19 protein-coding genes and 1 CRISPR repeat array are annotated in these 24,920 nt (G+C 42.1%); of the genes, 16 read left to right on the top strand and 3 right to left on the bottom strand.

The genetic code is table 11. The features are described from left to right. The 10 genes from IEW82_RS05805 to IEW82_RS05765 all read left to right on the top strand — a co-directional run bounded on the left by IEW82_RS05805 (nt 1) and on the right by IEW82_RS05765 (nt 13,547). Nucleotides 1–954 carry a nucleoside hydrolase gene (locus IEW82_RS05805; protein WP_188690636.1) on the top strand — a complete coding sequence of 318 codons (954 nt, stop codon included), beginning with the start codon at nt 1–3 and terminating at the stop codon, nt 952–954. 231 nt (nt 955–1,185) lie between these two features. Then, nucleotides 1,186–1,741: direct repeats of the CRISPR family, unit length 32 nt; unit sequence GTCGCACTCCTCGTGAGTGCGTGGATTGAAAT. A 720-nt stretch (nt 1,742–2,461) separates the two neighbouring features. Then, nucleotides 2,462–3,319 carry a CRISPR-associated endonuclease Cas3'' gene (locus tag IEW82_RS20515; protein WP_444544436.1) on the top strand — a complete coding sequence of 286 codons (858 nt, stop codon included), beginning with the start codon at nt 2,462–2,464 and terminating at the stop codon, nt 3,317–3,319. Next, complete coding sequence (gene cas3, locus IEW82_RS05800) at nt 3,252–4,862, top strand: CRISPR-associated helicase Cas3' (protein WP_444544435.1); 1,611 nt, start codon at nt 3,252–3,254, stop codon at nt 4,860–4,862. Before IEW82_RS20515 ends, cas3 begins: the two co-directional genes overlap by 68 nt. A gap of 19 nt (nt 4,863–4,881) precedes the next feature. Further along, a complete protein-coding gene (gene cas5c / locus IEW82_RS05795; RefSeq protein WP_188690634.1) occupies nt 4,882–5,610 on the top strand; it encodes a type I-C CRISPR-associated protein Cas5c in 729 nt (242 codons plus the stop codon). Beyond that, nucleotides 5,611–7,530 (top strand): type I-C CRISPR-associated protein Cas8c/Csd1, encoded by a 1,920-nt coding sequence (gene cas8c / locus IEW82_RS05790; protein ID WP_188690631.1) that lies wholly within the window; start codon nt 5,611–5,613, stop codon nt 7,528–7,530. A 12-nt stretch (nt 7,531–7,542) separates the two neighbouring features. Next, the gene (gene cas7c / locus IEW82_RS05785) at nt 7,543–8,373 is read left to right on the top strand and encodes a type I-C CRISPR-associated protein Cas7/Csd2 (RefSeq protein WP_188690626.1); all 831 of its coding nucleotides are present in this window, start codon (nt 7,543–7,545) and stop codon (nt 8,371–8,373) included. Then, complete coding sequence (gene cas4 / locus IEW82_RS05780; protein WP_188690623.1) at nt 8,360–9,019, top strand: CRISPR-associated protein Cas4; 660 nt, start codon at nt 8,360–8,362, stop codon at nt 9,017–9,019. The genes cas7c and cas4 overlap by 14 nt, the downstream gene beginning before the upstream one ends. Continuing rightward, nucleotides 9,016–10,047: a type I-C CRISPR-associated endonuclease Cas1c gene (gene cas1c / locus IEW82_RS05775; protein WP_188690620.1), complete on the top strand. Its 1,032-nt coding sequence runs from the start codon at nt 9,016–9,018 to the stop codon at nt 10,045–10,047. The genes cas4 and cas1c overlap by 4 nt, the downstream gene beginning before the upstream one ends. A 9-nt stretch (nt 10,048–10,056) precedes the next feature. After that, nucleotides 10,057–10,347 (top strand): CRISPR-associated endonuclease Cas2, encoded by a 291-nt coding sequence (gene cas2 / locus IEW82_RS05770; RefSeq protein ID WP_188690616.1) that lies wholly within the window; start codon nt 10,057–10,059, stop codon nt 10,345–10,347. A 494-nt stretch (nt 10,348–10,841) separates the two neighbouring features. Further along, nucleotides 10,842–13,547 carry a calcium-translocating P-type ATPase, SERCA-type gene (locus IEW82_RS05765; RefSeq protein WP_188690600.1) on the top strand — a complete coding sequence of 902 codons (2,706 nt, stop codon included), beginning with the start codon at nt 10,842–10,844 and terminating at the stop codon, nt 13,545–13,547. A gap of 822 nt (nt 13,548–14,369) precedes the next feature. Here IEW82_RS05765 and IEW82_RS05760 read toward each other — a convergent pair. The 3 genes from IEW82_RS05760 to IEW82_RS05750 all read right to left on the bottom strand — a co-directional run bounded on the left by IEW82_RS05760 (nt 14,370) and on the right by IEW82_RS05750 (nt 16,089). Further along, nucleotides 14,370–14,951 (bottom strand): hypothetical protein, encoded by a 582-nt coding sequence (locus IEW82_RS05760; protein WP_188690597.1) that lies wholly within the window; start codon nt 14,949–14,951, stop codon nt 14,370–14,372. Nucleotides 14,952–15,078: 127 nt separating this feature from the next. Next, on the bottom strand, nt 15,079–15,234 hold the full coding sequence (locus IEW82_RS05755) for a type II toxin-antitoxin system antitoxin (protein ID WP_188690593.1): 156 nt from the start codon (nt 15,232–15,234) through the stop codon (nt 15,079–15,081). Between the two features lie 12 nt (nt 15,235–15,246). Next, the gene (locus tag IEW82_RS05750; protein ID WP_188690590.1) at nt 15,247–16,089 is read right to left on the bottom strand and encodes an SPFH domain-containing protein; all 843 of its coding nucleotides are present in this window, start codon (nt 16,087–16,089) and stop codon (nt 15,247–15,249) included. A gap of 184 nt (nt 16,090–16,273) precedes the next feature. Between IEW82_RS05750 and IEW82_RS05745 the strand changes: the two genes are divergently transcribed. From IEW82_RS05745 to IEW82_RS05720, 6 genes are all read left to right on the top strand, one after another. Further along, nucleotides 16,274–16,411: a hypothetical protein gene (locus tag IEW82_RS05745; RefSeq protein ID WP_188690587.1), complete on the top strand. Its 138-nt coding sequence runs from the start codon at nt 16,274–16,276 to the stop codon at nt 16,409–16,411. Nucleotide 16,412: 1 nt separating this feature from the next. Then, a complete protein-coding gene (locus IEW82_RS05740) occupies nt 16,413–16,553 on the top strand; it encodes a DUF6241 domain-containing protein (RefSeq protein WP_188690585.1) in 141 nt (46 codons plus the stop codon). A 262-nt stretch (nt 16,554–16,815) separates the two neighbouring features. After that, nucleotides 16,816–17,226 carry a histidine kinase dimerization/phospho-acceptor domain-containing protein gene (locus IEW82_RS05735; RefSeq protein WP_188690582.1) on the top strand — a complete coding sequence of 137 codons (411 nt, stop codon included), beginning with the start codon at nt 16,816–16,818 and terminating at the stop codon, nt 17,224–17,226. 38 nt (nt 17,227–17,264) lie between these two features. Then, entirely contained in the window at nt 17,265–18,383 is a 1,119-nt protein-coding gene (locus tag IEW82_RS05730; protein ID WP_229672379.1) for an ATP-binding protein, read from the top strand. An 895-nt stretch (nt 18,384–19,278) separates the two neighbouring features. Beyond that, on the top strand, nt 19,279–21,444 hold the full coding sequence (gene bglX, locus IEW82_RS05725) for a beta-glucosidase BglX (RefSeq protein ID WP_188690576.1): 2,166 nt from the start codon (nt 19,279–19,281) through the stop codon (nt 21,442–21,444). A 16-nt stretch (nt 21,445–21,460) separates the two neighbouring features. After that, nucleotides 21,461–24,796, top strand: coding sequence for a GH36-type glycosyl hydrolase domain-containing protein (locus tag IEW82_RS05720; protein WP_188690574.1), 3,336 nt, complete (start codon nt 21,461–21,463; stop codon nt 24,794–24,796). The last annotated feature ends 124 nt before the right edge of the window (nt 24,797–24,920 follow it).

Below are 24,920 nucleotides of genomic sequence, written 5' to 3'. Positions count from 1 at the left end.
ATGAAGAAGCCTATTTATTTTAATCATGATGGTGGGGTCGATGATCTCGTCTCACTATTTTTACTCTTACAGATGGATAATGTGGAGCTGACAGGTGTTTCGGTCATTCCAGCTGACTGTTATTTGGAGCCTGCGCTGTTTGCTAGCCGTAAGATTATTGATCGTTTTGGCCAGGGGGGTCTTAAAGTCGCTGCTTCAGATTCCCGCGGGAAAAATCCTTTTCCAAAGGATTGGCGCCTACATGCCTTTTTTGTCGATGCCTTGCCGATATTAAATGAATCGGGGAGCATAATCACTCCCGTGGCCGAAGGGATGGCCCATTTGCATTTGATTGATACACTTCGAGCCACATCAGAAAAAACGACCTTATTATTTACAGGACCACTGACCGATCTTGCCCGCGCCTTAGATGAAGCGCCTGATATCGAAGCGCACATTGAACGCTTGGTTTGGATGGGAGGCACTTTCAGAGAAGAAGGGAATGTCGAAGAGCCTGAGCATGATGGCACAGCGGAATGGAATGTATATTGGGACCCAGAAGCAGCGGATCGCGTGTGGAAGAGTGGTATTACTATCGATTTGGTCGCTCTTGAAAGTACCAACCAAGTGCCACTTACTTTAGATGTGCGTCAGCGCTGGGCTGCTGAGCGCCGTTATCTTGGTGTTGATTTCCTCGGGCAATGTTATGCACTTGTTCCACCCCTTGTTCATTTCAAGACCAATTCCACCTATTATTTATGGGATGTATTAACGACAGCTTTCGTTGGGAAAAGCGATCTCGTTAAGGTTAAAACCGTTCATAGTCGTGTTCATACAGATGGTCCAAGCCAAGGGCGAACAGAAGAGGTTGCTGATGGTCGTCCTGTGAATGTGGTTTATGATGTCGACCGTGACGCCTTCTTTGACTACATTACCAACCTTGCCAAAAAGGCAGCAAACGTGCTGACGAAATAAGAGGGGATTTGTAAAGCAAGAACGGCACACCCATCTATATTTAAAGCAAAACGAACACATTTAGTTTATTCGGTGCGAATGCCAAGCGCACATCATTTACTAAGGAGATTCGCACCAAAAAAGAGCACAATAATATACTTTTATTTACAAATATAGAATTAATCAGTTATATTAAATGGTGTATTTTTGAAAATATGCAATGGAACTAGGTGATTATTGCCTATTTTCGCTGTCGCACTCCTCGTGAGTGCGTGGATTGAAATTACACATCACGAAAGTGGAGGCGAAGTAACCTGGTCGCACTCCTCGTGAGTGCGTGGATTGAAATAGGAAAAGACGTAAGAATCGTGGATATAGACGGTCGCACTCCTCGTGAGTGCGTGGATTGAAATAAGGCGGAGTACGCCAAGCGCAAAGCCGGTGAGTCGCACTCCTCGTGAGTGCGTGGATTGAAATCTTGATAAATTTATCGGGATGTAATCGCTCGATAGTCGCACTCCTCGTGAGTGCGTGGATTGAAATGGAATTGGCGCAAAACTGGGCGTTAAATGGACGGTCGCACTCCTCGTGAGTGCGTGGATTGAAATCCATTAGCATCCTGGAAACCGGTGATCGTTTGCTGTCGCACTCCTCGTGAGTGCGTGGATTGAAATTATAAGCAGGAATATATCTGGATTTGTCGAAATTGTCGCACTCCTCGTGAGTGCGTGGATTGAAATAAACGTTGTGTTGAAAGTGATGTGTTCAAGCGGTGTGTCGCACTCCTCGTGAGTGCGTGGATTGAAATATTGAGCCGTTTAAGAAAACGAAAGGGGACGATGTCGCACTCCTCGTGAGTGCATGAAAGGTTAAAGGGGGTATTCATTCTTCAATTGATTTTATAAACTAATTCAATCGTTTTGTTTGAAAGCGATTACCAAAAGAGGTATAGTAGTTTTATAGGGGGGATATTACATATGAATCGAGTTTCTCTCAACCTTGTGTACAAGTTTAAAACCTGTCCCAATAGAATAGACAGGCTTTTGAACTTACCAATATAATATTAAATTTTTCAATCCGCGCTTTAATTAAGCGACAAGTTAACAAACTAATTATAACATGAATTTTTGTTTTTTTAATTTTATTATTTAAACTTCATTTAATATTAAATTTGAAAGGAATATGTATTTTGAAAAAATTTTCAAAAGTAAAGAAGAGTGAGGAAATAAAGAAGGAGTGCCTTGAAATTAGTTACGGTGATCATCAAAAGACCTCCATTCGAAAAACATCGGTTCATAGCTTATATATATCAGAGTTAACTTTTTTAAAAGGCGAGAAGCGATAACAAAGGTGTTCTTTATTTGTGGTTATTATGTTTTCTCTATTCTTAATAGTCTATTCCCTCTATCACCCTAGAGAGATGTTTTTATAATTTATGTAAAATTTTAAGCGAAATATAAAAATATTTGTAGAATTATGTTACTATAGTAATAGATATTTTTACATATTAAAGAAGGTGAGGATGATTATGGGTTCTGTGGCTCATATTCGACAATCAGATGGGAAGGTTCAAACTGTAGAGGAGCATTTAGCGGGCGTTCAAAAATTAGCTTCAAGATATGGCCGGACAATTGGTGTTGAGCGTCTCGCAGGATTAGCAGGGCTGCTACATGATGTTGGAAAATATAGTGATGAATTTAGAAATTATCTATTAGATGCTGTTAGTCATCCAGAACGTCCACCTAAGAGAGGAACTGTTGATCATTCAACAGCAGGTGGGAAAATGCTCTATGAAGGTTTTCATTCCGAAGATAATAGTGTTCCTGAAAAAATCATTTCAGAAATAGTGGGGAATGCGATTATTTCGCATCATATGGGCCTTCAAGATTTTTTATCTCCTGAACTGGAATCAGATTACTTGAAAAGGGTAAGTGAAAAACCAATCGATGATTTTCAAACCGTTGTAGAAGCCTTCTATCACCATGTTTTGAGTCAGGAAGACTTTCAAGACTATGTCAAACAATGTGAAATCGAGTTAACTCACTTTTTTAAACAAAACATTAACAAACAAAATGGACAAAAACTTTTCCTCACACTTCTAACCAAATATATCTTTAGCTGCTTGATTGATGCCGATCGGACAGATACAAGGTGCTTTGAAGAGAAGACATCTCCGACGATAGACTCCCAGAATGATAGCTTATTCGAAGCCTATTACAAGAAATTAACTGACCATTTATCAGACTTGAATGCCGATCCCCATAGACACACCACCATTAACCAGCTAAGAGCGAAGATGTCTCAGGAATGTGATGCATTTGCTGAAAAACCTTCTGGCATTTATACTTTATCCATTCCTACGGGGGGGCGGAAAAACGTTAGCTAGCCTTCGGTATGCGCTCAAGCATGCTCTGACCCATAAAAAAGAAAGAATCATTTATGTTGTTCCTTATACAACGATCATTGAGCAGAATGCTGAGGAGGTCAAACGTATACTGAAAGACCGTGTCCATATTCTTGAGCATCATTCCAATGTTGTTGAGACGGAAAGTGAAACATTAAACTATGTGAAGGATAAGTCCTTAAAGCTCGCAAAGGATAACTGGGATGCCCCTGTTATTTTCACAACTATGGTGCAATTTTTAAACGCTTTCTATTCAAAGGGAACAAGAAACGTTAGAAGACTGCATCATCTCGCTAACGCCGTCATCATTTTTGATGAAGTGCAGTCAGTCCCCATAAAATGTGTCTCTTTATTCAACGAAGCCTTAAACTTTTTAAAAGGTGTTGGAGGCTCAAGTATTCTTTTATGTACGGCCACGCAGCCCGCTTTGGACTTTGTACAAAACAGCATCGAAAAGATTGATGGAGAAATTGTGCAGGATTTGGAGCAGATATCAGGGGCCTTCAAAAGGGTCGATATTATTGATCGAACGACGGATAAAGGCTGGGATACGGAAGCGTTATCTGACTTTGTTTTGGAGCAACTCCAAGACGTGTCAAGTGTTTTGGTGATATTAAATACCAAGACAGTAGTGAGAAGACTATTTAACCACATCAAAGAGACTGATCCTAATCTAAAAGTTTATCACTTGAGTACGTCGATGTGTGCAGCGCATCGGAAAGACATTTTAACCAGGGTAAAAGAGGCGATTAATCATAAAGAAAAGGTCGTTTGTTTGAGTACACAGTTGATCGAGGCTGGAGTTGACATTAGCTTTGAATGTGTCATTCGTTCCTTAGCCGGACTCGATTCCATTGCCCAAGCAGCCGGGCGCTGCAACCGTCATGGGGAGTTTGGGTATCGCCATGTTTATATCATTAATCATAAGGAAGAAAATTTGCAGCACTTAAAAGAGATTGCTACTGGAGCTAGGATTACGAAGCAACTGCTTTTAGATCGCCACCATGATCAAGGGATTAAGGATCTTTTATCTCGAGAAGCATTAACGCTTTATTTTCAATCCTATTATGAAGCGCTTAAAAAAGATCTTGATTATGCCATTCCAGCATTTCAGAAAAATATGTTTGAACTGCTAAAGGGAAATGCAGGATATAAGGAAGCTTATCGGCATAAGACCAAGAAGTCATTTAACTTATTGCTAGATACGAGTATCAAGACGGCAGCCAATCATTTTAAAGTCATCGATAATCAAACGACCTCACTTCTTGTTCCTTATAAAGAGGGGCGGGAGATCATTGCGGAATTTAATGGCGAGGTAACGATTGAGGATATGACAGCGCTATTAAAAAAGGCCCAGCACTATACGGTCAATGTCTATCAGCACGAAATTGACAGATTAAGTAAAAATGGGGATATCCAATTTTTACTTGAAGGCAAGCTACTCTGCTTGCGTGAAAATGCTTACGATCTCAATTATGGTGTCAATATAGAGGGAGATGGGCTGATGGAGGAGCATTTTATATAAAAAGACGAGGGGGAAGAGGATGCGTAATCGTAATTCAATAGAATTTGAAGTATACGGAAAATATGCTTTGTTTACTGATCCGGTCACCAAATTAGGTGGGGAAAAACTATCTTATCAGGTGCCGACATATCAGGCTTTGAAAGGTATTACGGAATCCATATATTGGAAACCGACTATAGTATGGGTGATTGATAGGGTGAGAGTGATGAACGCTATCCGTATGGAAGCAAAAGGCATACGCCCTATTGAATACAAGGGAGGAAATACGCTGGCCAATTACACCTATTTAAAGGATGTGAGGTATCAAGTGCTTGCTCATTTTGAATTTAATGAGCATCGGGAGGATCTCGCCTTTGATCGTAATGAGCATAAGCATCACAACATTGCCAAGCGCAGTGTGAAGGCCGGCGGAAGGAGAGATATTTACTTAGGCACGAGAGAGTGCCAGGGCTATGTGGAGCCATGTGAATTCGGCAGTGGGGAAGGGTTTTATGATAATTATGGAGGAACCATTCATTTCGGAACGATGGTCCATGGCATCAATTACCCTGATGAAACAGGAAAAACTATGATGGAAGCACGCTTATGGGAATACGAGATGAAAGATGGCTATATCGACTTTATCCGCCCAGAAGACTGTGATAAGGTTCGTCCCTTGAGCGCGATGACACCTAAACCTTTTCCAAAAGAGGCGATTGAATCAGTCGATGCATTGTATCATGACTATTTTGGTGAGAGGGGGGATTAGATGAGCTGGCTATTAAGTCTTTATGAGACCTATGAAAAGAATAGTGATCAAATAGGCGTCATTCACAAAAGAAGAGAGGACGAAGCATACACGTTACTTCCCGTTTCACACTCTACCCAAAATGCACAGATTGAAGTGACTGTGGATCTTGAAGGGAATTTTTATGATGCAGTAGTGATAGATAAGAAGAATGCAACGACAGTTATTCCTTGTACCGAGGCCTCCTTTAGTAGAACAAGCAAAGCTGTTCCACACCCTCTCCATGATAAATTGATGTATGTTGCCGGAGATTTTGAACGCTATGGTGGGGTGGTTAAAAAAGGTTCGCCATTCAGTGACTATATTGAGCAATTAAGAGAATGGTGCGACTCGTCACATGCTCATCCAAAGGTTATTGCCATCTATCATTATTTGAAAAAAGGAACTTTAATCAAAGATTTGGTAAACAAAGCGATTCTTCATGTGGATGAAAAGCATCAGCTTATCAAAAAGTGGACAAAAAAAGAGGAAGAAAAATATGGTGATAAGCCTGATATTTTTAAGGTTATGAGTGAAACACAGGACAAAGTGTTTGTGCGTTTTGACGTCCACGAGGTAGGTAAGGTGAATACAAGCGTTTGGAATGATACCTCCATTTACGATGCCTTTGTTGCCTACTATAAAGGGAAGCTGCAAGAGGATGATATGTGTTATATCACAGGTAAAATGGAGGCTAAAACCGATCGGCACGCCTCCAAAATACGTCATGCCGCCGATATGGCGAAGCTGATTTCAGCAAATGATACGGACGGGTTCACGTTTAAAGGGCGCTTTATAAACGCCAATGATGTTGCCAATATTAGCTTTGATGTTTCACAAAAGGCGCATAATGCATTGAAGTGGTTGATATTAAAACAAGGAAAAGTCGTTGATGGCCGTGTGTTTTTAGTCTGGGGAAATGAGTCAACGGAAGTCCCTTCTCCGCAAGATGACTTGCATGATTGGCTTGTAGGTATCGGCTCCTTAGATGAAAGACAGCAGCAGGAAGCCGGTGATCGCACACATGAAGTGTTTGCGCGGGCCTTCAACAAAGCGATAGCAGGTTATAAAAGCGATCTATCCTATGAGTCAAAAGTGATGCTGCTGATTTTAGATGCCGCTACGCCAGGCCGGCTTTCTGTGATGTATTACCGCAGCATGAACATCGAAGATTACTTAACGCGGATCGATAATTGGTTTAAAACCTGTAGCTGGCGACATACTTATAAGCGCGATGAGCAGAAAAAAGTCATTCCGTTTTGTGGACCACCTGCTCCAAGGGATATTGCATTGGCCGCCTACGGATCACATGCGAGTGACAAAGTGATTAAAGGGCTGATGGAACGGATGTTGCCTTGCATAGTTGACGGCCAAAAAATCCCATTGGACGTCATTCGCAGTGCGCTGGCTAGAGCATCTAACCCGGTTTCTATGGATGAGTGGGAATGGACCAAGACATTAAGCATCACTTGTGCCTTATTAAAAAAGCATTATGAAAAGGAGGAATATGACGTGACATTAGATGTGAATTGTAAGGAGAGAGACTATTTATTTGGGCGTTTGTTAGCGATAGCAGATGTTTTGGAAAAACGTGCCTTATATTCAGCTGACGAAAAGCGGGCAACGAATGCGATTCGCTATATGAACGCATTTTCGAGGCATCCTGCACGAACTTGGCAAGTGATTCAAGCAAATCTACAACCCTACCAAGCCAGATTAGGGGATCAAGTCTTTTATTTCAACCGTTTGATTGATGAGGTGGCGAGTGATATCAATTTAAACGATTTCAATGATAAACCTTTAAGTGGTCTATATTTACTCGGGTTCTATAGTCAGCGCCATGAATTATTTAAAAGTAAAAAGGAAAAAGAAAAAGGGCAATTAGAAAATACTAATTTATAGGAGTGGATAGAGATGACGATTTTAGATCATAAAATTGATTTTGCGGTTATTTTTTCTGTAAGAAATGCGAATCCAAACGGGGATCCTTTGAATGGAAACCGGCCAAGACAGAATTATGAGGGATATGGCGAGGTTTCTGATGTTTGTCTGAAACGCAAAATTCGCAATCGGTTACAGGATGCCGGAGAGCCGATTTTTGTTCAATCGGATGAGAGGAAAAGTGATGCCTTTAAAAGTTTAAAAGAGAGAGCCGATGCTGAGGAAGATTTAAAGAAGGCGATGAAGGATAAAAATAGTGATTTATTTGCTGAACTCGCTTGTAAAAAATGGCTGGATGTAAGGGGATTCGGCCAAGTCTTTGCTTTTAAAGGTGATGCATTATCTGTTGGAGTGCGGGGACCGGTATCTGTTCATCCTGCTGTCAGTCTTAGTCCCATCGATATCTCTAGTATTCAAATCACTAAAAGCGTCAATTCAACGACGTCTGATCGCAAGGGCTCCGATACGATGGGAATGAAGCATCGCGTGGATTTTGGCAACTATGTCTTTTATGGCAGTATTAACACACAGCTTGCTGAAAAAACGGGCTTTACTCATGAGGATGCTGACAAATTTAAGCAGGCACTCATCACCTTATTCGAGAATGATGCTTCCTCAGCGCGTCCCGATGGAAGCATGGAGGTACAGAAGGTATATTGGTGGGAGCACAATTCAAAGTTAGGGCAGTATTCCTCTGCAAAAGTCCATCGTTCTTTGAAAGTGGAAGAGGATCATGAAAAAAATGTAAAGACTACCTTAGAGGAATTAAATGGGCTAGCGGTACAAGTCTATGATGGTCAGTGATGAAGACGACTATCTCATGCTTTCTGGCATCCAGCATTTCCAGTTTTGCAAGCGGCAATGGGCGTTGATTCACATTGAACAGCAATGGGCCGAAAATGTGAGGACTGTCGAGGGCCAGCATCTTCATCGCAAAGCAGATCAACCCTTCATAAAAGAAAAACGAAAAAATAAACTGATTGTCCGTGCCTTGCCGATACAATCAAAAGAGCTCGGGGCAACAGGGATCTGTGATGTGGTTGAATTTATTGAAGATGACGATGGGGTATCGGTTCTGAATTCCGATCAGTTATATATTCCGATCCCTGTGGAATATAAAAGAGGCAAACCTAAAAAAGATCGTTCGGATACATTGCAATTAACGGCCCAAGCCATGTGCCTTGAGGAAATGCTTCTCTGTCATGTCCCAACGGGTTACGTTTTTTATAATGAAATCAAGCACCGTGAGGAAATCCCAATTACTGAGGAAAACAAGGAGAAGGTAAGGACGGTTTTTAAAGAAATGCATCATTATTTTAAAAGCCGTCATACACCGAAGGTTAAGACAGGCGCCTTTTGCCGTAATTGCTCGTTGCAAGATATTTGCTTACCAGAGCTGATGCATAAACAATCTGTGGCGAGCTATATCGAAAGGATACTAAGTGAATGAGGAAGTTATTAAATAGCTTATTTATTACAAGCCCAGATGTTTATTTGACATTGAATGGTGAAAATATTGTCGTGAAAAAGGAAGATGAGCGTATTGGTAGGGTGCCGCTCCATAACCTAGAAGCCATTTATACGTTTGGCTATAGCGGGGCGAGTCCTGCTTTAATGGGGGCATGTGCGGAGAAAAATATTGCTCTCGTCTTTTTAACAAAGCATGGCAGATTTATCGCTCGAGTAATTGGGGAGAGTAGGGGTAATGTTGTTTTGCGTAAAGCGCAATATCGCGCGTCCGATAGTGAGGCGACAAGTGCTGCGATTGCCAAACACTTTATCATCGGGAAAATTTTTAATAATAAATGGATCTTGGAGCGGGCAACTCGTGACTATCCTTTAAGAATAGATGCCGATCTATTTAAGGATGTCTCAATAAAGTTATCAGACATTCTTTCAGAAATTAAAAAGGTGACTGATTTAGAAGAGCTTAGAGGGCATGAAGGACAAGCGGCGATCCTTTACAATAAAGTATTCGATCAGATGATTCTTCAGCAAAAGGACACGTTCTTTTTTAAAGGGAGGAATCGCAGGCCGCCGCTGGATAATGTCAATGCCATGCTTTCCTTTGCCTACACCTTGCTGGCCAGTGATGCCACCGCTGCTCTAGAAGCAATCGGCTTGGACGCTTACGTCGGTTTTTTACATCGTGATCGTCCCGGCCGAGCTTCTTTGGCGTTGGACGTCATGGAAGAATTAAGAGGAGTCTATGCCGATCGCTTCGTTCTATCACTGATTAATAAAAAGATCGTTCATAAGGAAGACTTTCTGAAAAAAGAAAATGGGGCAGTCATCATGACAGATGAGGCGCGCAAAAAGTTTTTAAAAGCATGGCAGGAAAGAAAGCAGGATAAGATTAAACATCCCTTTTTAGGTGAGCGCATTTCTTGGGGACTAGTCCCTCATGCGCAAGCCATGCTACTAGCCAGATATTTAAGAGGAGACTTAGATGGGTATCCACCATTCTTATGGAAGTAGAGTGATCAAATGCTAGTTGTTATCACATATGATGTGAGTACCGTTGATGCCACTGGGAAAAAGAGGCTGCGAAGGGTTTCAAAGCTGTGTCAAAACTATGGGCAACGCGTTCAAAATTCTGTATTCGAATGTGTAGTCGATTCTACCCAACTCAAGCAGCTTAAATATGAGTTGTTGGAGGTCATCAATAGCGAAAAAGATAGCTTACGCTTTTATCGATTAGGTGATAATTACAAAACAAAGGTAGAACATATTGGTGTTAAAGATTCCTTCGATGTAGAAGGTCCTTTATTTATCTAGTCTAAGTGCGAATGTCGAGCGCACATCAATTACTAAGGAGATTCGCACCAAAAAAGGTGATAGTAATATACCTTTATTTGTGAATATGGAATTAAAAAGGTAAATTAAATGGTTTATTTTTGAAAATATGTAATTAAACTAGGGGATAATTACATATTTTCGCTGTCGCACTCTTCGTGAGTGCGTGGATTGAAATGATCAGTTAAGCGCCGAGGAATACGGAAATTGGTGTCGCACTCTTCGTGAGTGCGTGGATTGAAATCAGGATGGCACAACAAATGGGTATTCTATATCAGCGTCGCACTCTTCGTGAGTGCGTGGATTGAAATATTATCAAAACACCCTAGCTTCCGACACTGTACGATGTCGCACTCTTCGTGAGTGCGTGGATGCAATAAATAAAAAAATAAATAGTTTTATAGCTGATAGGGGTTCTATTTCCTACTCTACCTTTATAGATTATAGTGTGGAGAAAATAAATAGAGGGTGAGTAGATGGAATGGTATCAACTAGAAACTGAAAAAATAGAAGAGCTTGTCAAAACAAATCGTTCGCAGGGACTTTCAAATGAAGAAGCGGATGAAAGGCTTAAACAAAATGGACCGAATGAATTAAGAGAAAGTGGTAAGCGTTCACCCATAGCCATTTTCTTTTCGCAATTCAAGGATTTTATGGTCATTGTGCTATTAATAGCCACCGTATTGTCGGGATTACTAGGAGAGTACTTAGATGCTATCACTATTATTATCATTGTCATCATGAATGGTATTCTCGGCTATATTCAAGAGAGAAAAGCAGAAAAGTCACTTGCAGCTTTACGTGAGTTATCTGCTCCGATGGCAACAGTACTCAGAGAGGGAAAGTGGGAGACACTTCCTGCTCGTGATCTGGTTACAGGTGATATCGTGAAAATATCCAGTGGCGATCGGATCAGTGCTGATCTTCGTTTACTCTCCGCAAATGGTTTGTTGGTTGAAGAATCGGCCTTAACTGGGGAATCCATATCTGTACACAAACAATCAGATCCTATTGCTGGGGAGAGTCTGCCACTTGGTGATCAGGCCAATATCGGCTTTATGGGGACAATGGTGACACAAGGAAACGGTACTGGGGTGGTTATCCATACGGGAATGAAAACGGAGATGGGGAAAATCGCTGGTTTGATTCAAAGCGCTGAGACCATGCTCACGCCCCTGCAGCTTCGTCTAGAACAGCTGGGGAAAATTTTGATCATCTTGGCTGTCATTTTAACGATTATCGTCGTTGGTGTTGGTGTATATCGTGGACATGCTTTGACCGAGATGATATTATCAGGTGTTTCCTTAGCTGTTGCTGCCATTCCAGAAGGGCTTCCAGCCATCGTGACAATAGCCCTTGCGCTTGGTGTGCAGAAAATGATCCGGCGGCATGCGATTGTCCGCCGGTTGCCATCTGTTGAAACATTGGGTTGTGCGACAGTAATTTGTTCGGATAAGACAGGGACCTTAACACAGAATAAAATGACGGTGACGCACTTATGGACTGAAGGAAAAACCTGGTCGCTTTCAGAAGGTGAGGGCAAAATAGCGTTTAAGCGGGCCGGACGGTCACAGTCAATTGCTCAAGAACAGACGTTAAACCAGTTATTAAGCTATGCAGTTTTGTGCAATGATGCGCACTTGCAGACGGACGATGAAAAAGCGTCTGGACAAGCTGGAGATCCCACCGAAATCGCCTTGTTGGTAAGTGGTCAAAAGGCTGGCTATTCAAAGGAGAAACTTTTGCAGGATTATAAGCTTTTGCAAACCTTTCCTTTCGATTCGGGACGAAAGATGATGAGTGTGATTGTTGAAAATCGAAAGGGAGAGCGCATGGTCTTAACAAAAGGTGCGCCTGATGTCCTGCTTGATAAGTGCGATTACGTCATGTGGGACAAGCAGAGACAATTGAAGAGGCGCCAGCATGAAGACAAGATTAAAGAAGCCATTCACACACTTGGCAACCAAGCATTACGTACCATCGCTGTAGCCTATAAGCCTTTGTATGGTAGCCGTAAAGAGATGAAGGAAGATCAAGTTGAATGCGGGTTGACTTTTGTAGGACTTCAGGGGATGATTGATCCTCCGCGACCAGAGGTAAAAGAGAGCATTGCTGAATGTCAGCGTGCCGGGATCAAAACGGTAATGATCACGGGGGATCATGTTGTAACAGCGCAAGCTATTGCTCGGGAATTGGACTTATTACCTCCTGATGGCAAGGTTTTAGATGGGACAACACTTTCAAAAATGTCCGATGAAGCACTTGAAGAGCAAGTGGATGAAATCTATGTGTATGCGCGGGTTTCTCCTGAACACAAATTAAAAATAGTGAAGGCCCTGCAACAAAGAGGACATATTGTAGCGATGACAGGGGATGGTGTCAATGATGCTCCTGCCATTAAATCAGCAAACATCGGCATCGCGATGGGGAAAACGGGCACTGATGTTGCCAAGGAAGCCTCATCACTCATTCTCAGTGATGATAATTTTTCAACCATCAAATCGGCGATTGAAGAGGGACGGAATATTTATGAAAATATTCGAAAGTTCATCCGTTACCTTCTTGCTTCCAATGTCGGAGAAATTCTTGTCATGTTATTTGCGATGGTATTGTCTTTGCCGCTACCACTTTTACCGATTCAAATTTTATGGGTGAACCTCGTCACTGATGGCTTACCCGCCATGGCGTTAGGAGTAGATTCTGCGGAGGACAATGTGATGAAGCGTCATCCGCGTAGGCCTGATGAGGGTGTTTTTGCACGAGGGCTAGGTTGGAAAATTATCTCTCGTGGGATTCTCATCGGCGCGGTGACCTTGATTGGCTTTTGGCTAACGCTTCACAATACATCGCACAACTTGATTCAAGCACAGAATGTCGCTTTTATGACACTGGTCATGTCGCAATTAATCCAGGTATTTGATTGCCGCTGTGAACGCTCAATCTTTGATCGCCACCCATTTGGCAATAAATATTTGCTGCTGGCCGTCCTATCATCTATTGTGCTCATGCTTGTTGTGATGTATATTCCGTTTTTCCAACCGATTTTTCATACCGTTCCATTATCTATACATGACTGGTTACTTGTTATTGGATTATCGGCAATTCCCACATTTTTGCTTTCTGGCTTCTCTCTCTTTAATCAAAAAGAAGAAGAGCAATCCACTTATGTAAGACATGCTTGATCTAACCGACGGGAGCCTCATTTTATGAGGTATCCCGTTTTCAATTAGAAGGATAAAACTGTAGAAAAAAATGGGATAGAGATGTTTTTGAGTAGAAAAAAATGGGATAGAGATGTTTTTGAAAGGAAAAGTAGAGTGTCTATCCTGTGAACAAAAATCCTGCTGAAAACAACACACCTCCCAATCAAGAGTGCGAGTTTCTGAATCAAAGTGTGAGCGTAACAAAAGACATGGCTGGTCGGTTTCACAAAAGCCAAGAGCTTTTTAACGCATGCTGAGGACAATTGTTTAATGAGTAGACAGTGGATTAAAAGGCAAACTCTATTAAGGCAACCTGGTATAGAGCCTGTTTTTTAATAATATCAGAATGGAAGTTTTCGCCGCCACTTGATAAGGGATTATTGTGCAAGTTCAAGCTTTTATTTTTAGCCATCTGAGGCTTGCGTACCCTTAATGTGTAATTGGAAAATGACATCAAGAGTACTGGCAAAGCGAAAGTAAACGTCAAATTTTATTTATACTATCAGAATGTATAACTTCGCTGACGCTCATAAAGGGAAGAGAGTATAAGTATAGCTTTGACTATCGTCACCTGAGGCTTGCGGGCAACCTAAGTGTGTGATTTGCAAAAATCACATCAGGAGTACCAGCGAAGTGGTGCAAGCCAAGTTTTCTAAAAGAAAGTAAAAAATTTCTGATCATGAGGACAGTGCGGATTTCCGCTCCAATCAACTGGGTTGCTGACGATGCTTTTTGGGATTAAAATCTTATTCCGTATTTTAATAAGGACCAGGCACGCTTTTCGCCCGGTTTTTCTTATCCTTATTGCTTAACTTTTTGCTTCCGCTCTTTTTTTAGAGTTAATTTTATGAAAGGCTCTACTCTTCTTGCTGTATAGAGAATAATGGGTGTGGGAAAGTAAACAGCGATGGTTTTACCTAGAGCCTTACACCCTATGGTTAAAGAGGTGGCAATGACGGTAAGACCAATAGAGACAGCTTCACCTAACCAGCTATGAATATGAAAGGTATGTACGATTTGAGTTCCGACAGCTAAGGCAGTTGCCCCGCTGAGCACACCGGCGATGTCACCAATGACATCACTGCAAATACTTGCCACTCTTTCGGCATTGCGAATAATAAGGACAGCGCTAGTTGCACCAGCGATTTTTTTCGAAGCCATGGCGTGAAAGGGCGTCTCATTTGCTGCGGCAGCCGCAACGCCAATCATGTCAAAAAAAGCCCCTAAGACCACAATGAACAGGACGATAAAAATCCCAATGTACCAGGGAATACCGTCTAAGAGTACCGTCCCTGTATCAAAGATGGCGCTTAAGGGAATCGATAGTAAACTGATCATAATAATAAATTTTATTGCTTGATTAAAATGTTTTTTCTTAGCCATGACATTTACCCTTTCACTACGACAAACAAGATCTAGCACTCCAATGCTTTATGTTTATCATAGCAAAAAATTACAAGAAGACAAAACCTTGAAGTAAAGATGGGCTTTTTTCCATTCAGTAGATTTACTATTTTTTTGGGAGTCTTCCTGCACGCTTGGCAGCTTCACGTAATAGAAATTCAATATGCCCGTTGACACTTCGAAATTCATCGGCTGCCCACTTTTGTAAAACATCGTAAAGGTCAGGATCTATTCGTAGAGGAAAATTCTTTTTCTTTGCCATGCCATCCCTCTTTTAATATAGGCTACCTGTGTTGATAACGGGTTGTGTTCCTTTATCGGAAACAATGGCGACCATAAGGTTATTTATCATATTTATCTTTCTTTCATCATCAAGTTCAACCACATTATCCTTCTCAAGTTGTTCAATGGCTTCTTGGGCCATGCCGACTGCACCCTCGACGATTTTCTTACGTGCGGAGATAATGGCTGAGGCTTGTTGGCGCTGAAGCATAGCCTGAGCCACTTCTGTAGAATAGGCCAGATGCGTGAGACGGGTTTCAATGACATCGACACCTGCAACGTTTAAGCGATCTTGTAATTCGCGCTGCAGCTCATCTGAAACTTCGGGAGCATTGCCACGCAAGGTGGTCTGGACATTTTCAAACGTATCATAAGGATATTTTGAAGCGATATGCCGAATGGCCGTTTCGCTTTGGATTTCAACAAACTCGGAATAGTTGTCAACATCAAAGGTGGCTTTAGCTGAATCAATCACCTTGAAGACAACGACGGCAGCGATTTCTATGGGGTTTCCCTCAATGTCGTTGACCTTCAGCATTTGACTGTTGAAATTTCGCACACGTAATGTGACTGTCCTTTTGCTAGAGAGAGGCAAGGTCAAGAAGAGACCACTTTCTCTAATACTCCCCATATAATGTCCGAAGAACATGATGACTGATGCTTGATTAGGTTGAACAATGGTGATACCGCTCCCCAGAAGTGCAGCAATGATGATGAGGACGATGCCAAGAATAGCGTTTGTTGAGAAAAAACTTGCTGCGGCTAATGCTAAGCAAATCACAATGATGACTATACCTAAAAAACCACTAATGCGCCACGCCTTTGTTTCTTTCATAGATTATCCTCCTTAGATAATATCTGTATTATATTAATATGATATCACTTTTGTATAATAATGTAAACAGAAAGTTGTGCTATTTGTTTAGAAAATTCATATTGTACTGAACTTTAATTGGTTTATTGGCAGGTATTGTTTATAATTAAGCTTAGGATGATTTAGCCTGCCTAAGGGGAAGCCTATGCTAGATAAAGTTTTTAGCACAAAGGGTCTGAATCCTTTCGGGAGCGATGTTACACTTCAACAACTGACAGATGACATCTATCAATGGCATGGCGCATCAAAAAGTACAAGCGCCAGAAAAGTGGGGATTTTATGAGATGACACAAGAAAGAGTGGATCGGCTGTTTAAAGGGCTGGATGAGAATACTTTGACACATGGGGACTTCTATCGGTCGATTTTAACACGCTGGAGTAAAGGGGATTTTTCTCATGTCGCTCAGGATCATAATGCCATTTAGGACCTGCAAGGTGGTACAATAGGAAAGGCAACACGAAGACTCACACCTGAAGAAGAAAAGCTTATATTGCAAGTCAAGAGAAATAGAATTTAAATAGCAGTCTTGAATTTTTAAAGTCTTAAGCCTCGTGTTTAAGACTTCCCACTTCAGATGGACTTGGTGAATCCAAAGACTAACAAGCTTAAAGGCTAGGTTTTTAGATTGGCCTTCCTTTAAGAGAGGTGTATGGTGTCTTAAAATATAGAAGGGAGCCATCTGAATAATGAAACGGAATGAGCATATTGAGAAGTCGGAACGTGAGAAGCATCTGAATCAATTAGCCTCTGTTGGACAAATTGCGGCTGGGATTGCTCATGAAGTCAAAAATCCATTAACAGCAGTTAAAGGGTTTCTGCAGTTATTGGAAAGAGAAGGTCAACATCATTATATAGATATCGCGCGATCGGAATTGGATAATGCCCTAGACACATTAAATAATCTCCTTCAAGTATCTAAGCCAGATTTACAGGATGAAGATGATCAAACCTTTAGTTTGTCTATTGAATTAGAGTCTATATTAAATCTCTTCCAAGACAAGATGTATGAGGTGGAGGTCATAACGGATTTTAGACACACGAGTGCAAAAATTTTAGGGAAGAAAAGCCAGTTTAAAAAGCATTCTTTAACCTTATAAAAAATGCGATGGAAGCCATGGATGGAAAAGGAACATTAATGATTACGCATTCACTTGATGGGAATGATGTTGTGGTGACCATTCGAGATACGGGGAAGGGGATTGAGGAAGATAAGATCGAAAGGTTAGGGACCCCCTTTTATACCACAAAAGCACAGGGGACAGGGATGGGATTAACTCAAGCCTTTTCAGTCATGTATCAGCATGGAGGAGAGATAAAGGTCGAAAGTAAGCTTAATCAGGGAACGACGTTTATTATAAGACTTCCTCAACACAAACAGATAAAGAAGAGAGGGTTGAGAAAAATGGATTTAAGGTTTCATGATGGCGATAGCTTAAAGGATTTTTTCCTAAAAAATAAGGAGGAATTTGAAGAAAAACTATTAGCGGAGGCAATCAATGTAAGAGATAAAATAGATGAAATACATACCATTGGTAATATCAATTTGGTCGACAATGCTCATAAACTCATATTATTTGTGATAGAGGAACGTGTTCAAGAATTGATTGCTTTTGCCAAGCAAGAAGGGGTGTCATGGTCAAAGTATTCTTTGACACTTGCCTTTAAATTAGAGTGGATACAAGCGATTCGTCGGACACTTTGGACGTTCCTATTTAACTATGATACCTTAATGGATAAAGAGTTAGAACGTGGAGCCTTTTATTCATTGGAAATACAGATTAATGATTTAATTGATCAATTTTTAACCCATTTTTTTATCAGTTATTCGAAATACAAGGATGAATTGCTTGAGCGTCAAAGAGAGATTGCTGAAAATCTCTCCGTGCCTATCATTCCTATTCATTCACAGATCTGTGTTTTACCATTAATAGGGCGAATTGATGAGCAGCGGATCTCTACCATCTTGGAAAAAGTGCTTCATGAGATCGAGGTTCGGCGGATTCAAACCTTGATCATTGATCTTTCTGGAGCATTGACTATAGAGAATGCGATTGCTGGTCACTTGATAAAAATTACTGAAGGAATTTCTATGATGGGGTGCCAGACTGTTATGACTGGACTCCGTGCAGAGTTAGTAAAGGGATTAATCGCATCAGGGGAAACGTTTAAAGGGCAAGTCAAGTTCAAAGGCACATTACAGATGGCATTGGCCGATATGTTCTTTAAATCCGATATTAACAGCTCAGAGCATTGATAAAGTAGATGGGACTGGGGCAGAAGTATTCAGCTTATAGAGAAGTCGAACGCATTCACCATTATGAAGGCATGCGCTCGGCTTTTTGCTTGAGTCATAAAGCGCTCCGCCAAAGCACTTCGCTTTCCACGGGCACGGCCTCAGGTGCACCATCGGGATCCTCGAAAAGTTGGGGAGCTTGAGGTGCTTGCTTCGGTGTTCGACGCACAGGAAGTGCTAGCCTCGATGTTGTCACATGGATGTGACGCACTTAGCCTAAGTGCCTTAATGACGTGATGTTTTTAGCCGATCGTCCTTAGTGGGCGCAGCTCATTTTAGAATGGTTTTATCTATGTTTCAAAGTATTTATGATTAAAAGTCTCCTGTTCCTGCGTCTACGCGTAGGGCCTCGAAGTCAGCTTTCTCGGAACAACTCGCGGTTTATTTGTAAAGTAACACTCGCCCCGTTTCCAAAGGCGTCTCGCGCCTTGCGCTCCATTCCACTTGACCAGGCAATGAAGCCTCTTTCATATTGGATGATGCTCTATACCAAGCAAGGACCGGCCATGCTTTTCGCCCGGTTTTTCTTATGGGGCTGGTTTGGGAAATAGGCCTACAGGATAAGTGGATATATGGAGTTTGATTAGTGTTGTTACTCTATTAGTTGAAACGTTTCTATAATGGATTTTTACAGGAATAGATGAAATTAACCCTTATATATACTGTTTATTATCTTAATTACCCTGATAAAAGCACCAAAGTATAGAATAAATTCTGCTATCTTTATTGAAACGTTTCGATAGATGCGTTATAGTTATATTGCAATCGATTACAGAGTTTATTTTGATATAGTCTTTGGGCATCTCGCTCGTTGACTGATTATCTATAAGACAGTTTTAATTTGGAGGGCGAGAAGATGAAAGAAGAAGAGCTTTATCAACTTTTAAATAAGATGACTTTAGATGAAAAAATCGCTCAGCTCATGCAATTGGCGACTCCTTTTTTTAAAGGGTCTTCAACGCGCGGACATATTACTGGTCCAATGAAGGAAATGGGTGTGAGTGAAAGTGTTATAGAGCATACAGGATCAGTTCTTGGGGCTTCGGGGGCACGTGAAATCAAAGCGATTCAACACCGTCATTTAGAAGACAATCGTTTAGGCATTCCACTTCTGATGATGTCAGATATTGTTCATGGATTTAAAACGATTTTTCCAGTTCCGCTGGCCATCGGATGCTCATGGGATTTAGATTTAGCACGTCAAAGTGCTGAAGTTGCGGCAAAGGAAGCGGCAGTCTCAGGGATTCACGTGACCTTTGCTCCCATGGTGGATCTTGTTAGAGATCCCCGTTGGGGACGTGTCATGGAATCCACAGGTGAAGATCCCTATTTGAATGGCGAATTTGCACGTGCGTTTGTTCAAGGCTTTCAGGGAGAGGACTTAGCAAACGATATGTATAGTGTCGCTGCGTGTGTGAAACACTTTGCGGCCTATGGAGCCGTTGAAGGTGGACGTGATTACAACACAGTGGATCTATCTGAACGCCACTTAAGAGAATATTATTTACCTGCTTATAAGAGTGCGCTAGAGGCAGGGTGTGAAATGGTGATGACTGCATTTACAACAATCAATGGTGTACCTGCCACTGGAAACCGGACATTAATGAATGATGTGCTGCGGCAGGAATGGGGTTTTGAAGGAGTCATTATCTCAGACTGGGGCGCTGTAAAAGAGCTGATTCCCCATGGAGTGGCTCAAGATCTAAAGGAAGCGGCTTTAAAGGCCTTTCGTGCAACGGTAGATATTGAAATGATGACAACGGCTTATATCGATCATTTAAAAGAATGGGTAGACGAAGGTGTTGTGGCGGAAGGGGAGATTGATCAGGCTGTTATGCGAATCTTAAGGCTAAAAAATAAGCTGGGTCTTTTTGAAAATCCCTATCGTGGTGCTGATGAACAATTAGAAGAAACCGTTGTTTTCTCTCCTTCACATCGGCAAATGGCTAAAGCACTTGCAGTGAAGTCCTGCGTTTTACTCAAAAATGATGGCGTTTTACCACTTGATCAAGAACAGCATCTCGCTTTAATTGGCCCTTTTGCCGATAACGGGGATGTTTTGGGACCTTGGTCCTGGCAAGGCTCTAAAATGGATGCGGTCACATTGCGGCAGGGGTTAGCTTCGCATATTTCTGAAGAGCGCTTGAGCGTAGCGAAAGGCTGTGGGATTCAATCAGTCAATGAGGCTGAAATGATGGCTGCCCTTCAAGCTGCACAAACCGCAGATAGAATTGTTCTCGCTTTAGGTGAGGCATCGGAGATGAGCGGTGAGGCAGGGTCGCGAACCGCTATTAAACTCCCAAAACCGCAGATAGAGTTGTTCAAGCGTTTAAAGGCATTAAATAAAGAAATCGTCGTTGTTTTATTTAACGGGCGACCTCTGGATCTCAGTGATATCGTCGATGAAGCTGACGCTATTTTAGAAGCTTGGTATCCAGGGAGTGAGGCCGGAAGTGCTGTGGCTGACCTGTTAATGGGTCAAGAAAATCCATCGGGAAAATTAACAATGTCCTTTCCGCAGACGGTTGGACAAGTTCCCGTTTATTATAATCATTTTAATACAGGGCGCCCGCTGAATGCCCCTGATGCTCAGGAACGTTATGTTTCCCACTACCTTGATAGTCCTAATGATCCCCTTTTCCCTTTTGGCTATGGATTGAGCTATTCGACCTTTACTTATGCCCAGGTAACCTCTACTGCAAGTACGATCAAAAAAGGAGAGACTTTAACTTTGACAGTTGAGGTAACGAATACGAGCGATCGACCTGGTGAGGAGATTGTTCAGCTTTATATTCGCGACCATGTAGGCGAGGTTGTCCGCCCATTAAAAGAGTTAAAAGGTTTTAAGCGGATCAGCCTACAGCCGGGTGAGTCGTGTCAGGTGCAATTTGACATTAAAGAAGAACAGCTGAGGTATACCCATGCTGACTTGCAATGGAAAAGTGATCCAGGTGCATTTACAGCCTATGTCGGACCAAATAGTGAACATGTAACGGCCGTACCTTTTCAACTTATGGACTAACAGGGGAGATAGAAGCATGAGAAAAGAAGCAATAAATACCATACAAGCAGGCAATCTCACGTTCCGCCTGTTAAATAGCGGGGATGTCTATCAAATCAGCCATCAACATATCATGATTAATCAGCTCTTATCCAATCCTATTGATGGGGCATTAAATAACCTGTACTTACGTCTCCATGAAGAGGAGGGTATCAAAGCCTTTCCTCTATTGGGGATACAATCGCAAAGTACCTTTGCTTTTTCGGAAACAGGAGGGATCTGGAGGGGGACGATTAACACTATCACCTACGAAGTCAGGCTGCATATCACAGAGCAAGCGATCTGGTTTTGGGAGGTGAATGTGGCGGGGAAGCACCCGACAGTTGACTTGATCTATGGTCAAGATCTTGGTCTTGCTGAGCCAGGTGCAGTGCGTACGAATGAAGCCTATGTTAGTCAGTATATTGATCATCAGGTATTTGATGATGAGCAAAGGGGCTATGTCCTCTGCAGTCGGCAAAATCAGCCCCAACAGCAGTGCTTTCCGTATATCCAACAAGGGGTGCTACAGCAAAAGGCCAAGGGTTATTCAACGGATGGCTTTCAGTTTTTTGGCCGCTCTTACAAATCCACCAATGTACCCAAGGCTTTAAATGAAGCCACTTTAGAAAATCGCAATTATCAATATGAAATGGCCTATTCGGCTCTGCAGACAGAGAGATTTGCGTTAAACGGAGTGAAACAAGTTGTTTTCTATGGCTTGTTTAAAGCGGATCACCCGAATGCAGTGACAAGCTTGGCGTATGAAGCCGAGCTGGTGCGAGCCTGGAAGGACGTTCAAAAGCAGTCGTCTTCATGTGAGTGGCCTGTAGAGAAGGTGGCGCTTAACCCAATCTTTGGAGCACCTCTAGAAACAGAGGCGTTGAACGATGAGGATATTCAACACTACTTTCCGGATAGGCAGCTAGAGGAAACGGCGGAAGGCAGACTTTTATCCTTTTTCACCTCGACCTATGAGCATGTGGTATTCAAGGAAAAAGAGGGGCTTGTAGAACGCCCGCACGGTCATATCCTAATGAATGGGTATAATCATGACCAACCAGAGCTCACGTTCGCAACGACAAGTTATATGGGAGGAATTTTTAATTCACAAGTTGTGGTTGGGAATTCGAACATGAATAAAATGCTATCGAATCCCCGGAATCCACTCAACATTATGAAGACATCAGGGCAGCGTCTTTATGTTGAGGTGGAGGGGCAATATCGGCTGCTAACCATGCCATCTGCCTTTGAAATCGGCTTTAACTATGCTCGCTGGTATTATAAAACGACAGATGACCTTTTGATCATAACAAATTTTACTGCAGCTAAGCATCAAGCGCTTCAGCTTCACGTTACATCTGTACGTGGGAAGAGCTATCGGTTTATAGTGACACAGCAGCTTACTATGAATACAAATGAATATGTTGTCCCATATGAACAGAGGGGAGAAGGCAATCTTTTAACATTCCATGCAGATGCAGAAGCGGATAGCGCAAAAGTGTATCCACATCTTGGGTACCAATTACGTGTTTGGGGAGCAGCGTGTGAGGTATATGATGAACGGTTTCTTGCATCAGGCGTAACTCCTGGATCCGCTGCTTTAACAGTCCTGCAAATTGCGCCAAGCACTGAGTGGTGTTTAACGATCGAAGGCACTCTATCAGGTACCTTTTCGCTAGTAAAGGAGATGGATTTCATATATGAGACAGACAGTTATCGAACGTATTTTAAAGGGCTGATGCACCATTTTAAGCTCTCTCAACCAGGAGAAAAGCAAGAGGAGCTCGAAAGATTTAATGCCCTTGCCTGGTGGTATACCCATAACATGCTTGTCCACTTTTCGACACCACATGGGTTGGAACAATATGGAGGAGCCGCTTGGGGAACACGCGATGTGTGTCAAGGGCCTGCGGAATATTTTTTAGCTACACAAAATTATGAGACGGTCAAACTGATTATTAGAAAAGTTTTTGCCCAGCAACAACTGCAAACTGGGGGCTGGCCACAATGGTTCATGTTTGATGCTTACCGTCTTCAGCAAGCAGAGAGCCATGGCGATGTGATCGTGTGGCCGCTTAAAGTGATCGGTGATTATCTTAAGGCAACGGGAGATATGGCTATTTTAGATGAAGAGCTACCTTATACAGATTCTACAACAGCCCTTTACACTTCTAAGACTGCAACGCTCATGGCACATATAGATAAAGCGATGGCAGCCATTCAACGCGATTTTTTACATGATACCTGTCTTTCGGCTTATGGCGAAGGGGATTGGGATGATACCTTACAGCCAGCGAATCAACAATTTAAAACATTCATGGCGAGTAGTTGGACGGTAGCCTTGACTTGTCAAACGCTGCGCACCTTAGCTGATGTCTTTGCGACAGAGGATTCGGAAAGAGCAGAGGCGATAGGGACGATTCTAAGAGGCATTGAAGAGGATTTTCATCGCTACATTCTGCAAACCGATGTGATTCCTGGCTTCATTTATATGGAAACGTCTGGTGACGCTCAACCGATGCTTCATCCTGAAGATAAAGCAACAGCGATTAACTATCGTTTGCTCCCCATGCAGCGCAGTATTATCAGTGAACTGTTGACACCCGAACAGGCGCATTATCACGTGGAGATTATTAAGACGCATCTATCCTTTCCGGATGGGGTGAGATTGATGGATCGTCCCTCTCATTATCAAGGAGGCGTGAGTACCCACTTTAAGCGTTCAGAACAGGCGGCGAATTTCGGCCGGGAAATCGGACTTCAATATGTTCATGCCCATATTCGCTTTGTCGAAGCAATGGCAAAGCTTGGCTATGGGGAAGAGGTTTGGAATGGTCTTTCTGTCATCAATCCGATTAAAATTCAGGAAGCTGTTCCGAATGCAGAAGTACGTCAAAGTAATAGCTATTTTAGTAGCTCAGATGGCAAGTTTGATACACGTGAAGAGGCTGAGAAGCTCTTTGACCTCTTGAGAACAGGTGAGGTAGCCGTGAAAGGAGGCTGGCGTATCTATTCTAGTGGTCCTGGCATTTACATGAATCAGCTTATATCAAATGTGTTAGGCATTCGCTTGGAAAAGGACCAGCTTGTGGTTGACCCAGTGTTGCCCGAGCATCTTGATGGGCTTACCTGCCAATTTGCCATCCACGGGATACCTGTGACGTTTGTTTATCATCTTGGACAACAAGTTAAGCGCCTGGTCATTAATGGTAAAATTTTAGAGGCAAAACGTGTTCAAAATCGCTATCGTCGAGGGGGATTTGCTATTGAGAAACAAGTGCTTCAAAAATATATAAAGAAAGAAGAAAATGTATTAGAGATTTATATTTAAAGCGGCAACAGAGACTTAAAAGGCACATCCTTTTAGGTCTCTTTTTTGTACTATCAGAATGTATAACTTCGCTGCCGCTCATAAAGGAAGAGAGTATAAGGCGGGCTTTGGCTTTCGCCTTCTA

The organism is Pullulanibacillus camelliae, assembly GCF_014642655.1.
Classification (GTDB): domain Bacteria; phylum Bacillota; class Bacilli; order Bacillales; family Sporolactobacillaceae; genus Pullulanibacillus; species Pullulanibacillus camelliae.
Note: the sequence above shows the minus strand (reverse complement) of the source record. Positions and strands in the feature narration are given on the sequence as shown.

Bases quoted from the DNA above. Each gene is read 5' to 3' on its own strand.
- IEW82_RS05805 (WP_188690636.1), top strand. From the start codon at position 1: ATGAAGAAGCCTATTTATTTTAATCATGATGGTGGGGTCGATGATCTC.
- IEW82_RS20515 (WP_444544436.1), top strand. From the start codon at position 2,462: ATGGGTTCTGTGGCTCATATTCGACAATCAGATGGGAAGGTTCAAACT.
- cas5c (WP_188690634.1), top strand. From the start codon at position 4,882: ATGCGTAATCGTAATTCAATAGAATTTGAAGTATACGGAAAATATGCT.
- cas8c (WP_188690631.1), top strand. From the start codon at position 5,611: ATGAGCTGGCTATTAAGTCTTTATGAGACCTATGAAAAGAATAGTGAT.
- cas7c (WP_188690626.1), top strand. From the start codon at position 7,543: ATGACGATTTTAGATCATAAAATTGATTTTGCGGTTATTTTTTCTGTA.
- cas4 (WP_188690623.1), top strand. From the start codon at position 8,360: ATGATGGTCAGTGATGAAGACGACTATCTCATGCTTTCTGGCATCCAG.
- cas1c (WP_188690620.1), top strand. From the start codon at position 9,016: ATGAGGAAGTTATTAAATAGCTTATTTATTACAAGCCCAGATGTTTAT.
- cas2 (WP_188690616.1), top strand. From the start codon at position 10,057: ATGCTAGTTGTTATCACATATGATGTGAGTACCGTTGATGCCACTGGG.
- IEW82_RS05765 (WP_188690600.1), top strand. From the start codon at position 10,842: ATGGAATGGTATCAACTAGAAACTGAAAAAATAGAAGAGCTTGTCAAA.
- IEW82_RS05760 (WP_188690597.1), bottom strand. From the start codon at position 14,951: ATGGCTAAGAAAAAACATTTTAATCAAGCAATAAAATTTATTATTATG.
- IEW82_RS05755 (WP_188690593.1), bottom strand. From the start codon at position 15,234: ATGGCAAAGAAAAAGAATTTTCCTCTACGAATAGATCCTGACCTTTAC.
- IEW82_RS05750 (WP_188690590.1), bottom strand. From the start codon at position 16,089: ATGAAAGAAACAAAGGCGTGGCGCATTAGTGGTTTTTTAGGTATAGTC.
- IEW82_RS05745 (WP_188690587.1), top strand. From the start codon at position 16,274: ATGCTAGATAAAGTTTTTAGCACAAAGGGTCTGAATCCTTTCGGGAGC.
- IEW82_RS05740 (WP_188690585.1), top strand. From the start codon at position 16,413: ATGACACAAGAAAGAGTGGATCGGCTGTTTAAAGGGCTGGATGAGAAT.
- IEW82_RS05735 (WP_188690582.1), top strand. From the start codon at position 16,816: ATGAAACGGAATGAGCATATTGAGAAGTCGGAACGTGAGAAGCATCTG.
- IEW82_RS05730 (WP_229672379.1), top strand. From the start codon at position 17,265: ATGATTACGCATTCACTTGATGGGAATGATGTTGTGGTGACCATTCGA.
- bglX (WP_188690576.1), top strand. From the start codon at position 19,279: ATGAAAGAAGAAGAGCTTTATCAACTTTTAAATAAGATGACTTTAGAT.
- IEW82_RS05720 (WP_188690574.1), top strand. From the start codon at position 21,461: ATGAGAAAAGAAGCAATAAATACCATACAAGCAGGCAATCTCACGTTC.